Origin of the sequence: Geodermatophilus obscurus DSM 43160 (genome assembly GCF_000025345.1) — a bacterium.
GTDB lineage: Bacteria > Actinomycetota > Actinomycetes > Mycobacteriales > Geodermatophilaceae > Geodermatophilus > Geodermatophilus obscurus.
The window spans coordinates 5,231,951-5,244,074 of the sequence record NC_013757.1 but is presented as its reverse complement, the minus strand read 5'-3'; the positions used below and the strand labels follow the sequence as shown (position 1 = coordinate 5,244,074).

The 12,124-nt window shown below is 74.1% G+C and carries 13 protein-coding genes; 9 read left to right on the top strand and 4 right to left on the bottom strand.

Features of this window, described 5'->3' with window-relative positions; all coding sequences use genetic code 11:
• Nucleotides 1-111 precede the first annotated feature (111 nt).
• Nucleotides 112-546 (top strand): hypothetical protein, encoded by a 435-nt coding sequence (locus GOBS_RS27880; protein WP_012950974.1) that lies wholly within the window; start codon nt 112-114, stop codon nt 544-546.
• 351 nt (nt 547-897) lie between these two features.
• Here the strand turns inward: GOBS_RS27880 and GOBS_RS24615 are convergent, their stop codons facing one another.
• Together GOBS_RS24615 and GOBS_RS24610 are read right to left on the bottom strand one after the other, a co-directional pair.
• Complete coding sequence (locus GOBS_RS24615) at nt 898-1,236, bottom strand: DUF1330 domain-containing protein (RefSeq protein ID WP_012950973.1); 339 nt, start codon at nt 1,234-1,236, stop codon at nt 898-900.
• Entirely contained in the window at nt 1,233-1,601 is a 369-nt protein-coding gene (locus GOBS_RS24610; protein WP_012950972.1) for a nuclear transport factor 2 family protein, read from the bottom strand. The genes GOBS_RS24615 and GOBS_RS24610 overlap by 4 nt, the downstream gene beginning before the upstream one ends.
• Before the next feature lie 155 nt (nt 1,602-1,756).
• Here GOBS_RS24610 and GOBS_RS24605 point away from each other — a divergent pair, with 155 nt between their 5' ends.
• Nucleotides 1,757-2,548, top strand: coding sequence for a helix-turn-helix domain-containing protein (locus GOBS_RS24605; protein WP_041242703.1), 792 nt, complete (start codon nt 1,757-1,759; stop codon nt 2,546-2,548).
• 23 nt (nt 2,549-2,571) lie between these two features.
• Here GOBS_RS24605 and GOBS_RS24600 read toward each other — a convergent pair whose 3' ends face one another.
• Complete coding sequence (locus GOBS_RS24600) at nt 2,572-3,525, bottom strand: quinone oxidoreductase family protein (RefSeq protein WP_012950970.1); 954 nt, start codon at nt 3,523-3,525, stop codon at nt 2,572-2,574.
• A gap of 213 nt (nt 3,526-3,738) precedes the next feature.
• On the opposite strand from GOBS_RS24600, the gene GOBS_RS24595 reads away from it, so the two are divergent.
• Together GOBS_RS24595 and ngg are read left to right on the top strand one after the other, a co-directional pair.
• Nucleotides 3,739-5,520, top strand: a complete 1,782-nt coding sequence (locus GOBS_RS24595; protein ID WP_012950969.1) for an N-acetylglutaminylglutamine amidotransferase — start codon at nt 3,739-3,741, stop codon at nt 5,518-5,520.
• Between the two features lie 2 nt (nt 5,521-5,522).
• Nucleotides 5,523-7,277, top strand: a complete 1,755-nt coding sequence (gene ngg / locus GOBS_RS24590) for an N-acetylglutaminylglutamine synthetase (RefSeq protein WP_012950968.1) — start codon at nt 5,523-5,525, stop codon at nt 7,275-7,277.
• 151 nt (nt 7,278-7,428) lie between these two features.
• Here the strand turns inward: ngg and GOBS_RS24585 are convergent, their stop codons facing one another.
• Entirely contained in the window at nt 7,429-7,716 is a 288-nt protein-coding gene (locus tag GOBS_RS24585; RefSeq protein WP_012950967.1) for a helix-turn-helix transcriptional regulator, read from the bottom strand.
• A gap of 177 nt (nt 7,717-7,893) precedes the next feature.
• Between GOBS_RS24585 and GOBS_RS24580 the strand changes: the two genes are divergently transcribed.
• The 5 genes from GOBS_RS24580 (at nt 7,894) to otsB (ending at nt 11,980) form a co-directional block, all read left to right on the top strand.
• Entirely contained in the window at nt 7,894-8,928 is a 1,035-nt protein-coding gene (locus tag GOBS_RS24580; protein WP_012950966.1) for a TerC family protein, read from the top strand.
• A gap of 100 nt (nt 8,929-9,028) precedes the next feature.
• Nucleotides 9,029-9,406, top strand: coding sequence for a fluoride efflux transporter FluC (locus tag GOBS_RS24575; RefSeq protein ID WP_012950965.1), 378 nt, complete (start codon nt 9,029-9,031; stop codon nt 9,404-9,406).
• The gene (locus GOBS_RS24570; protein WP_012950964.1) at nt 9,406-9,756 is read left to right on the top strand and encodes a fluoride efflux transporter FluC; all 351 of its coding nucleotides are present in this window, start codon (nt 9,406-9,408) and stop codon (nt 9,754-9,756) included. The genes GOBS_RS24575 and GOBS_RS24570 overlap by 1 nt, the downstream gene beginning before the upstream one ends.
• A 92-nt stretch (nt 9,757-9,848) precedes the next feature.
• A complete protein-coding gene (locus GOBS_RS24565) occupies nt 9,849-11,219 on the top strand; it encodes an alpha,alpha-trehalose-phosphate synthase (UDP-forming) (protein ID WP_041241674.1) in 1,371 nt (456 codons plus the stop codon).
• Nucleotides 11,216-11,980, top strand: a complete 765-nt coding sequence (otsB, locus tag GOBS_RS24560; protein WP_012950962.1) for a trehalose-phosphatase — start codon at nt 11,216-11,218, stop codon at nt 11,978-11,980. Before GOBS_RS24565 ends, otsB begins: the two co-directional genes overlap by 4 nt.
• The last annotated feature ends 144 nt before the right edge of the window (nt 11,981-12,124 follow it).

The following is a 12,124-nucleotide window of genomic DNA, read 5'->3' as shown; positions in this document are numbered from 1 at the left end:
CGTGGACGGCGGGCTCCGGGCGAGTGCACCGCAGTGCCGGCACCCGCCTCCGGGGCGATGAGTTACCACCCGCCGTCCGGTCGGAGCCGTGACGGCGATGGAGGAGGAGCTGTGCAGGTCGATCAGGTACCGACGATGGCCGCGCTGATCGGACACTGGCGGACGGCGGGTGAGGTCCTCGGCGACGACGGTCGGACCGTGGTGGCGACCGTGGAGGGCAGCGACGTCTACGAGGAGCTCGGGCCCACCGTCGTCCACCGGGTCGACGTGGTGATCGGCGGTCGGCGCACCCGAGCCCTGGAGGTCGTCGAGCCCTACGACGCCGACCGCGGCGTGTTCCCGACCCGGGCCTACGACGACCAGGGCGGCGTCGAGGACGCGACCGCCACCGTGCGCGACGGGGTGTGGACCTTCTCCGCCGGGTCGGCATCGGCCACACTGCGGGTGGCCGATGACGGCGCCTCGATGTCGGCCCGTTGGACGCGGCCGGGCCCGGACGGCGCCCCGCAACCGTGGATGGAGCTGCGCTTCACCCGCGTGGGCTGACCCTGCTGCACGTCCGGAGCCGCGCCCCGGTCGACCCCGCTCCCGGCGATTCCAGAACTGTCACAGGTCGAACGTGGGTTCGGGTCGTGCAGGAGATCGCGGGTCCGACGTCACCGGTCGAGCGTCCTCGCCGTCACCACTCCGTCGGGGATCACCCGCACCACCGGGCCACCCGGCATGCGACCACCGCGTCCGACCGAGGACCCACCTCGAGACGGGGACGAGACACCGCCGCTGCAGGTGGAACCGGACGACGAGCCCCCGCCCTTCTGACCGAGGGCCCCTGGCGGCATGGAAGCCGGAACAGGTCGGAGCGGACGGCCCGGGCTCGAGGTCCCGGGCCGTCCGCGGTCACGACTGCGCAGCCAGGACGTCGGTGGCTCGGTGCGGCCCGGGAACGCCCTCGACCAGGACCGCCCAGCCGGTGCTGGACCCGGTCCGCAGGCCGACGATCTCCTGGTAGGCCGCCGAGGAGTACCAGGCACCGGCGCCATCGGGGTCCGGGAAGCCGATGACCACGAGGTCGCCCCGCCACGGACCCTCCACGACCTCGGCCCGGGCGCCGTGCACGAGGAACCGCCCTCCGAAGGGCTCGAGGGTGGCGTCGATGCGGGCGAGGTACTCCACGATCCCCGGGCCCACCGTCACCGTCTCGAGGTGGGCGACGGCGTAGGAGCCGTACCCGCTCACTGCTGCGGGACCCGGTCGAGGAAGCCGGAGACCCGGTCGAAGCGGCCGTTCCCGTCGGTGACGGCCACGTCGGAGCCGACCACCGGCGGCTCCTCCCCCTCCGGGCCCAGCCCCCAGGTGAAGCGCACCTGGTCGTGGTGGGCGTCGACGGGCCCGGCGAGCCGGAACACCCACCCCGGGAACTGCTCGTGCACCGCGGCGATCGTCGCGTCGATGCCCTCGTGCCCTCGGACGTCGACCAGCGGGTCGACGTAGCGGGCGTCCTCGGTGAAGAGCGCCGCCACCGCCCGTCGGCGCGCCTGCGGCTCGGTCTCGTTCCACGCGGCGATGTACCGCTGGACCTGGGTGGCGGTGTCGACGGGCACGTCCGTCCTCCTCGCTGTCGGGCCGGCGCCGGGGTGGCTCCGGTCAGGACCGAGGCTGCGCGAGAGCAGGGGGGTGCGTCGATGACCTCGCAGGTCATGGGCGCCTACCTCCGAGGTAGGTGCCGGGCGGCGGGGCGGCCCGTAGCGTCCGGACCGTGACGGCGACCGCGACCCGCTCGACCTTCGGGCCGCTGCTGCGCCAGTGGCGCACCCGCCGCCGGCTCAGCCAGCTCGACCTGGCCGTCGAGAGCGACGTCTCCGCGCGGCACATCAGCTTCCTGGAGACCGGCCGGTCGCAACCCAGCCGGGAGATGGTGCTGCGGCTGGCCACCCAGCTCGACGTCCCGCTGCGCGAGCGGAACCAGCTGCTGCTCGGCGCCGGCTACGCCCCCGAGTACCGCGCCCGCTCCCTCGACGACACGGAGATGGCCCCGGTCCGCGCCGCGGTCGACGCGGTGCTGCGGGCCCACGCACCGCACCCGGCCCTCGCCGTCGACCGGCACTGGAAGCTGGTCAGCGCCAACGCCGGCATCGACCTGCTCACCCGCGGGGTCGCGCCGCACCTGCTCGAGCCGCCGGTCAACGTGCTGCGGCTGAGCCTGCACCCCGACGGGCTCGCCGGCCGCATCCGCAACCTGGCCGAGTGGCGCGGCCACGTGCTCGGCCGGCTGGCCCGGGAGCACGCCGTCACCGGTGACCCCCGGACACGGGCGCTGCTGCACGAGCTGGCCGCGCTCCCCGGCGGCCGCAGCCTGGGCCCGACGAACGCCGTAGCCGTCCCCCTGCGGATGCAGGCCGGCGGCCGGGAGCTGGCGTTTCTGAGCACCGTCACGACCTTCGGCACCGCCGTCGACGTCACCCTCGCCGAGCTGAGCATCGAGGCGTTCCTGCCCGCCGACGCCGCGACGGCGGAGGCCATGGCGGCGCTGGTCGCCGGCGGCGGCTGACCGCGGGTCGTGAGCCCTGCGGGTCAGGAGCCCTGCGGCAGCAGCAGGAGCTTGCCGGTGGTCCGCCGGCCCTCCAGGTCCTCCTGCGCCCGCCGCGCCTCGGCCAGCGGGTACCGGCCGCCGATGCGGACGTCGAGCCGGCCGGCGGCGACCAGGTCCAGGACCGCGCCGGCCCGCTCGCGCAGCAGCTGCGGGGTCCGGGTGTAGGTGCCGAGCGTCGGCCGCTGGACGTACAGCGACCCGTGCGCGGCGAGGGACTGGACCTCCAGCGGGTCGGGCTGCCCGCTCGCAGCGCCGTACACGATCATCCGCCCGGTGGGTCGCAGTGCGGTCAGCCCCGCGGCGAACGTCGTCCGCCCGACGCCGTCGTACACCGCGGCGGCACCTTCACCGCCGGAGAGCTCCCGGACCCGCTCGGCGAAGCCGTCGTAGCCGACCACGACGTCGTCGGCGCCGGCCGCCCGCGCGAGCTCGGCCTTCTCCGCCGTCGACGTCGTGGCCAGGACGTGGCCGCCGCGGTCGCGCACCAGTTGGGTCAGCAGCAGGCCGACGCCCCCGGCCGCGCTGTGCACGACCACCCAGTCCCCCTCGGCGACCGGGTACGAGTCGGCGGCGAGGTACTGGGCGGTGCAGCCCTGCAGCAGCACGGCAGCGGCCACGTCGAGGCCCACCCCGTCGGGCACCGGCACCAGCTTCTCGGGCCGGGCGGCCACCCGGGTCGCGTAGCTGCCGGGGACGTCGAGCCAGGCGACCCGCTCCCCCGTGCCGACGACGGTGCCCGCACCCTCTGCGCCGACGACCGCGGGGAGGGCGCCGCCGTAGGGCGCACGGCCCTCGCGCTCGTACACGTCCCGGAAGTTGACCCCCACGGCTGCGACGTCGACCAGCACCGCACCGTCGCCGGGCTCGGGGTCGGGCACCTCGCAGACCGTCAGCACCTCGGGGCCGCCGCGGCGCTCCACGACCACTGCCTGCACGTCGCCTCCCTCGTCGGGACCGGGCGCCCAGCCTGGCACCGCGCCGCCCGGCCGGCGACCGTGACCCGGCGCACCCCCGGTCGCCACGTGCGGCGGGGCGACCCCGGGACGAGGGACCGCCCGCTGTTCCACGTGGAACGCGATCGTGTTGCGTCGCCGTGACGTCAGCCCCGGCCGCTCGCGCCGGCCCCGACGGTGGGGTTGGATTACCGCATGTGCGGCCTCTCCGGTGAGATCCGGTTCGACGGCTCCCTGGCCGACACCACCGCCGTGGCGCGGATGGTCGAGTGCCTCGTCCCCCGCGGGCCGGACGGTCAGGGTGCCTGGAGCAACGGGCGGGTGGCCTTCGGACACCGCCGGCTGTCGGTCATCGACCTGTCGCCGGCCGGCAGCCAGCCGATGGTGGACAACGAGCTCGGCCTGACCGCGGTCTTCAACGGCTGCATCTACGACTACAAGGAGCTGCGCGCCGAGCTCGAGGGCCACGGCTACCGCTTCTTCTCCACCTCCGACACCGAGGTGATCCTCAAGGGCTACCACCACTGGGGCACCGCGGTCGTCGAGCACCTGCACGGCATGTTCGCCTTCGTCATCACCGAGCGCGACACCGGCCGAGTGGTGCTCGCCCGCGACCGGCTCGGCATCAAGCCGCTCTACCTCGCCGAGACGCCGGGCCGGCTGCGGTTCGCCTCCTCGCTGCCGGCCCTGGTGCAGGCGGGGGACGTCGACACCTCCATCGACCCGGTCGCCCTGCACCACTACCTCTCCTGGCACGCCGTCGTCCCCGCGCCACGGACGATCCTCAACGGGGTCCGCAAGCTGCCCCCCGCCACCGTGCGGGTGATCGAGGCCGACGGCACCTCCCGCGAGCACCGGTACTGGGAGGCCCGCTACGAGCGCCTTCCCGAGCACGCGAACTGGTCCCCCCGCGACTGGGAGGACGCGATCGAGGAGGCGCTGCGCGTCGCCGTCCGCCGGCGTCTGGTCGCCGACATCCCGGTCGGCGTGCTGCTCTCCGGCGGGCTGGACTCCAGCCTGATCGTCGGCCTGCTGGCCCAGGAGGGGCAGACCGGCCTGGCCACCTACTCGATCGGCTTCGAGGCGGTCGGTGGCCGGGAGGGCGACGAGTTCGTCTACTCCGACGTCATCGCGGAGCGGTTCAGCACCGATCACCACCGCATCCGGGTGGCCTCCGACGAGCTCGCCGCGGCCCTCGGCCACGCCATCGGCGCCATGGCCGAGCCGATGGTCAGCCACGACGTCGTCGCCTTCGACCTGCTCTCCGAGCGGGTCAGCCAGTCGATCCGGGTCGTGCAGTCCGGGCAGGGCGCCGACGAGGTCTTCGCCGGCTACCACTGGTACCCGCCGCTGCAGGGCGTGGACCGCGAGCGGGCGGTGGAGACCTACGCGAAGGCGTTCTTCGACCGCGACGCCGCCGACATGGCCCGGCTGGTGGCCGACCGCTACGCGCTGGACGGCGACCCGAGTCTGGAGTTCGTCCGCCGGCACATGTCCGCGCCGCACGCCGACACCGCCGTGGACGCCGCGCTGCGCCTGGACAGCGAGGTCATGCTCGTCGACGACCCGGTCAAGCGGGTGGACAACATGTCCATGGCCTGGGGCCTGGAGGCCCGGGTGCCCTTCCTCGACCACGACCTGGTCGAGCTGGCCGCGAGGTGCCCGCCGGAGCTGAAGCTGGCCGACGGCGGCAAGGGCGTGCTCAAGGCCATCGGCCGGCGGATCATCCCGCCGGAGGTCATCGACCGGCCCAAGGGCTACTTCCCGGTCCCGGCGATCACCCACCTCGAGGGCAAGGTGCTCGACCTGGTCCGCGACGCGCTGACCGACGACGCCGCGCGCGAGCGAGGCCTGTTCCGGCCGGAGTACGTCGACCGGCTGCTGGCCGACCCGAACGGTGGGCTCACCCCGCTGCGGGGCAACAAGCTGTGGCAGCTGGGCCTGCTCGAGCTCTGGCTGCAGGCCCACGGGATCTGAGCGTGCCCCGCGTCGCGGGGCACCGGCGCCGGACCCCGGTGTCCGAGACCCCCTCCCCCACCAGCCGTCCCTGGCAGCAGATCTCCGAGCACCAGCGGCAGGGGATGGAGTCCGACGTCGTCCTCGACCTGGCCTGGGGCCGGCTGGTGTTCGGGCAGACCTTCTCCAGCCTCGAGGGCATCGTGAAGGCGCTGCGCTCGGAGGAGAGCGGCCGGCGCGACATCTGCATCTACCCCCGCGACCCGCACGTGATGGTCGGGATGGCGCCCGACGAGCTGTTCATCGACCCCAGCTACGTCTACCGGCTGGACCTGTACCGCTACCGGTCGCGTGCCGAGCTGATCCGCGGGGTCTTCGTGCGCACGGTGACCGCGCTGGACGAGATGCGGCAGATCAACGACATCTACGCGCGCAACGGCATGGTCACCGGGGACGCCGCCACCATGTGGGCCAACCACCGCACCCGCTGCTTCACCTACCTGGTCGCGGAGGACCGGCGCACGGGGCGGATCGTCGGCACGGTCACCGGTGTCGACCACGTGCTCGCCTTCGGCGACCCGGAGGGCGGCGCCAGCCTCTGGTGCCTGGCCGTGGACGCGCAGGACGCCCCGCCCGGCACCGGTGAGGCGCTGGTGCGGGTGCTGGCCGAGCGCTACGTCGGCCGCGGCCGCGCCTACCTGGACCTGTCGGTCATGCACGACAACTCCGGGGCGATCGCGCTGTACCGCAAGCTCGGCTTCCACCGGGTGCCCGCGCTGTGCGTCAAGCGGAAGAACCCGATCAACACCCCGCTGTTCTCCTCCCGCCCGCCGGGGCTGGAGGAGCTCAACCCCTATGCGCGGATCATCGCCGAGGAGGCGCTCGAGCGCGGGATCCGGGTCGAGGTCAGCGACGCCGAGTGGGGTGAGATGCGGCTGGCGCTGGGCGGGCGCACGGTGCTCACCCGGGAGTCGCTGTCGGAGTTCACCAGCGCGGTCGCGATGAGCCGCTGCGACGACAAGCGCGTCACCCGGCGGATCATGGAGCGGGCCGGCGTCCGCGTGCCCCGCGGTGCGACCGTCACCGAGGACGACCGGGAGTCCGCCGGGGCGCTGCTCGCCGAGTGCGGCGAGGTGGTGGTCAAGCCCGCCCGCGGCGAGCAGGGGAAGGGCATCACCGTGGGCGTGACCTCGGCCGACGCGCTGGAGCGGGCGGTCGCGCTGGCCGCCCAGTTCTGCCCCGACGTGCTGGTCGAGGAGCTCGTCGAGGGCGACGACCTGCGGGTGGTCGTCATCGACCACGAGGTGGTGGCCGCCGCGGTGCGCCGGCCGGCCGAGGTGGTCGGCGATGGCCGTAACCCGGTGACCGACCTGATCCGGTCGACCAGCCGCCGGCGCGAGCGGGCCACCGGCGGGGAGTCGCGCATCCCGCTGGACGGTGCGACCGCCGAGGTGGTCGCCGAGTCCGGGTACGCGATGGACGACGTCCCGCCCGCGGGCGAGCGGATCCGGGTCCGGCGGACGGCGAACCTGCACACCGGCGGCACCATCGAAGACGTCACCGCGCGGCTGCACCCGGCGATCGCGCAGGCCGCCGTCCGGGCCAGCCGGGCGATCGGCATCCCGGTGACCGGGCTGGACTTCCTGGTGCCCGACGTCGAGGGGCCCGACCACGTGTTCATCGAGGCCAACGAGCGGCCCGGGCTGGCCAACCACGAGCCGCAGCCGACCGTGGAGCGCTTCGTCGACCTGCTCTTCCCCGAGACCCGCCGGCGCTGAAGCAAGGACTCCGTACCCCTCGCCTCGCAAGCTCGGGGCGGTGCCCTGGACGGGGCCGTTGCTGCCCCTCGCCGGAGAAGGACCCCGTCCTCCTCACCCCTCGCGAGCTCGGGACGGGGCCGGCGGCGGGGCCCGGGACGGGCCGACCCCGTCACCGGGTGAAGATGGCGAGCAGGTCGTCGACCTCGCGATGGGCCGTGCTCGGGTGCCGGAACGGCCGGTGCGGTCGCACCTCGTAGTGCGTGCGGCGACCCCGGCGGCTGCGGGTGACGTACCCGGCCTCCTCCAGGTCGCGCAGGATGGCCAGGACCGCGCGGGACGTGATGCCGACGCGCGCGGCGATCTCCTCGACGCGCACGTCCGGATCGGCGGCGACCGCGAGCAGCACGTGGCCGTGGTTGGTGAGGAACGTCCACGACGGACGCGGGTCGTCGGTCACGGGTCTCCTCGGTGGGCTGGCACGGACAGCTGAAGTCTGCTTCACCCGTTCTCGGAGGGGAGTATCCCCGCAGCGTTCCGTCGCCAGTACGTCCCCACCTCGAGGGGTCCGGCGGAGCGAGCCCGCAACGGGCTGGGAGAGACCTCCGGTCGGTGTCTCGATCGGAGGAGGTCCCCCGTGGACGTCTCGCTGTCCCTGTGGCTGGCCGTGCTCGGCCTCATCGTCGCGATGCTCGCCGTCGACCTGTTCGCCCACCGACGGGCGCACGTGATCGGCGTGCGGGAGGCGGCCGCGTGGTCGGCGGTCTGGGTGCTCATCGGTGTCGGCTTCGGCGCGTGGGTGTGGTCGCGGTACGGCGCCGAGCTCGGCCAGCAGTACTTCGCCGGCTACCTGATCGAGAAGTCGTTGGCCGTGGACAACGTCTTCGTCTGGGCCATCGTCCTCACGTTCTTCGCCGTCCCGCGGGAGCACGAGCACTGGGTGCTCTTCCTCGGGGTGCTCGGCGCGCTGGTCCTGCGTGGCCTGTTCATCGCCGGCGGCGCGGTGCTCATCAGCAGCTTCGGCTGGGTGCTGTTTCTGTTCGCCGCGTTCCTGCTCTGGACCGGCTACCGGATGATCCGGCAGCGGGACGAACACATCGACCCGCAGCGGTCCCGGGCGCTGCGCCTGTTCCGCCGGTACGTGCCGATGACCGACGCCTACCACGGGCAGCGGTTCCTCGTCCGGCGCGACGGTGTCCTCCTGGCCACCCCGTTGCTCGCCGTGCTGGTCCTCGTCGAGGTCACCGACGTGGTCTTCGCCGTCGACTCGATCCCCGCGATCTTCGCCGTGACCGACGAGCCGTTCCTCGTCTTCACCGCCAACGCCTTCGCCGTGCTCGGCCTGCGGGCGATGTACTTCCTGCTCGCCGACCTGGTCCACCGCTTCGTCCACCTGAAGGTCGGACTGGCCCTGGTGCTCATGTGGGTCGGCGTCAAGATGCTGCTCAAGATCGACGTCTACTACATCCCGACTGCGGTCAGCCTGGCGGTCATCGCCACGATCCTCGTCGTGGCGATCGCGGCGAGCCTGCGGGCCACCCGCGGCCAGGTCCGGCGCGCCCTGCCGTCGCCCAGCACACCCCCGTTCCGTGTGGCGACCGAGGAGGAGCTGGCGGCGCTGGAGCCGGTGTGGCGCCGTCGTCGGCCGGCGCGGGAGTGGACGCCCTCCTGACCCCCGCGGTCCCGCGACCGCGCACGCGACGTGGCGAGGCGGACGGCGTGTCGCCAGCAGCGGAGGGCCACCACCGCCGGGACGACGGGAGGATCTCCGGGTGGCGTACCTGCTCGCGGCGCTCGGTGGCGCGCTCGGCGCGCTGGCCCGCTGGGGCGTGGCGACGGCGCTGCCGCACCCCCCCGGCGGCTGGCCGTGGGCCACCCTGCTGGTCAACCTCACCGGCTGCCTGCTGCTGGGCGCGCTGACCGCCGCCCTGACCGCGCGCTCTCCCGAGCCACCCTGGGCCCGGCCGCTCCTCGCCGTCGGCGTGCTCGGCGGCTACACGACGTACTCCGCGTTCGCCGTCGAGGTCGTCGGGCTGGCCAGCGCCGGTGCGGCGGCCCTGGCCGCCGGCTACGTGCTCGTCTCCGTCCTCGGTGGGGTGCTCGCCGTGGCCGTGGGGGCCCGGGCGGTGCGGGCCGCCCCCGCCCGGTGATGCCGCTGCTGGTGGTGGCCGGCGCACTGGTCGGCGCCCCGCTGCGGCTGCTGGTCACCCGGCTGGCCGCCCGCGGGGGCCGGGACCCCGCGCGGGGGACGCTGGTCGTCAACCTCGTCGGCAGCGCGCTGCTCGGCGTGGTGCTGGGGGCCGCCGCACCTCCGCCGGCGGTGGTCGCCCTGGTGGGCACCGGCTTCTGCGGCACGCTCACGACCTTCTCGACCTTCGGCACCGACGTGCTGCGCCTGGTCGAGCGGGGGACCCTCGCCCGGGCGCTCGGCTACGCCGCAGCGACCGTCGTGCTGGGTCTGACCGCGGCGGCGGCGGGGTACCTGCTGGCCTCCGGATGAACCTGGCGCTGCCGGACGGGGCGGCGCTCAGTAAGGTCGGGGGCGGTATGGCAGGGACAGCGGCAGGACGCACAGGGGCGGACAGCCCCGTCGTGGTGGTGGCCAACCGGCTGCCCGTCGACCAGGTCACCGACCCCGACGGCAGCACCCGCTGGCAGCGGAGCCCGGGCGGCCTGGTGACCGCGCTGGAGCCCTTCGTGGCCGGCCGCGGTGGCGCCTGGGTGGGCTGGTCGGGGTCGGCGGGCGAGGCCCCCGAGCCCTTCGAGTCCGGCGGGATGTCACTGATCCCCGTGCCGCTCTCCGAGGAGGAGGTCGACCGGTACTACGAGGGCATGTCGAACGCCTCGTTGTGGCCGCTGTACCACGACGTGGTCGAGAAGCCCGAGTACCACCGGACGTGGTGGGACACCTACGTCCAGGTCAACAAGCGGTTCACCGAGCGGGCCGCCGAGGTGGCCGCCGAGGGGGCCATCGTGTGGGTCCACGACTACCAGCTGCAGCTGGTGCCGGCCATGCTGCGCCAGCAGCGTCCGGACCTCACCATCGGCTTCTTCCTGCACATCCCCTTCCCGCCCTTCGAGCTGTTCACCCAGCTGCCGTGGCGGTCGGCGATCGTCGAGGGCCTGCTCGGCGCCGACCTGGTCGGGTTCCAGCGGCCCGCCGCAGCGGCCAACTTCGTGCACCTGGCCCGCCGGCTGCACGACCTGCCCGCCCGCGGTTCGACGATCGAGTACGACGGCCGCACGGTCACCGCGCGCTCCTTCCCCATCTCCATCGACGTCAAGGCGTTCGAGGAGCTGGCCAGCCGGCCGGACGTCGTCAAGCGGGCGGAGGAGATCCGCGCCGAGCTCGGCAACCCGCGGAAGATCATCCTGGGCGTGGACCGGCTGGACTACACCAAGGGCATCGCCGTCCGGCTCAACGCCTTCCAGGAGCTGCTCGAGGACGGCGTCGTCGAGGTCCCCGACACGGTGATGGTGCAGGTCGCCACGCCCAGCCGGGAGCGGGTCGAGCACTACGTGCACATGCGGGAGACGATCGAGCAGCAGGTCGGCCACATCAACGGCGTCTTCGGCACCCTCGGCGGGCCCGCCGTCCACTACATCAACCAGTCGGTGCCCCGCGAGGAGCTGGCCGCGCTGTACCGGGCCGCCGACGTCATGCTCGTGACGCCGTACCGCGACGGTATGAACCTCGTGGCCAAGGAGTACGTCGCGGCCCGTAGCGACCTCGGCGGCACGCTGGTGCTCTCCGAGTTCGCCGGCGCCGCCGCCGAGCTCAAGCAGGCGTTCCTGGTCAACCCGCACGACATCGCCGGGGTCAAGAACCAGCTCCTGCGGGCACTGCGGATCGAGCCGGCCGAGGCGGCCAGGCGGATGCGCGCGATGCGCCGTCACCTGGCCCGCAACGACCTGGAGCACTGGGCCAACTCGTTCTTCGACGCGCTGCAGGCCAAGGCGTGAGCGGGCCGGCGGCGTCCGCCGGCGGGCTGTCGGCCGACCTCGCCGAGGCGCTGGCGGCCGTGGCCGGACGGCGGCCACTGCTGGTGGCCAGCGACTACGACGGCGTCCTCGCCCCTCTGGTGGGTGACCCGTCGGCCGCCGTGCCGCTGCCGGGGGTCGCCGCGGCGCTGGCGCGGGTGGCCGCCGCCGACGCGGTCACCGTGGCGCTGGTGAGCGGCCGCGGCGTGGCCGACCTGCGTGCGGTCAGCGGCTTCGAGGGGCCCTACCGCTGGATCGGCAGCCACGGGGCGGAGTACGGCGGGCCGCTGACCGCGGAGCTCGCCGGCCGGCGGGACGTGCTCGCCGAGTGGCTGGCCCCGCTCGTCGCGGCGGTGCCCGGCGCGCGGCTGGAGGTCAAGCCCGCCAGCGTGGCGGTGCACGTGCGGCAGGTGACCGACCGCGCGGCGGCCGCCGCACTGCTGGAGCGGGCCGATGCCGCCGCGGATCCGTTCCTGACGAAGAAGCCGGGCAAGGAGGTGCTCGAGCTCGCCGTCACCGACGCCGACAAGGGCAGTGCCCTGCTGCGGCTCCGCGACGACCTCGGTGCGGCCGCGACGGTCTACCTCGGCGACGACCGCACCGACGAGGACGCCTTCCGCGTCCTGTCCCCCGGCGACCTCACCGTCAAGGTGGGCGAGGGCGAGACCGCGGCGCGGTACCGCGTCCCCGACCCGGCCGCGGTCGTCGTCCTCCTGGAGACGCTGGCCGGCGCGCTCGACTGATCCGGCGCGGCCGGTCCGCCAGGACGGTGCACGGCCGTCTCCCTGCGCGACCGTCCGGACTCCCGGCGGTCCGCGCCGCCCGCCCTGTCGACCAATCGACCTCCGCGCCGTACTCACTTGAGAGTTTCAAGTGAGTACTCCGAC

Coding starts and splice junctions, on each gene's coding strand:
- GOBS_RS24595 (WP_012950969.1), top strand. CDS start 3,739: ATGTGCGGCCTCTCCGGTGAGATCCGGTTCGACGGCTCCCTGGCCGAC.
- GOBS_RS24570 (WP_012950964.1), top strand. CDS start 9,406: ATGCCGCTGCTGGTGGTGGCCGGCGCACTGGTCGGCGCCCCGCTGCGG.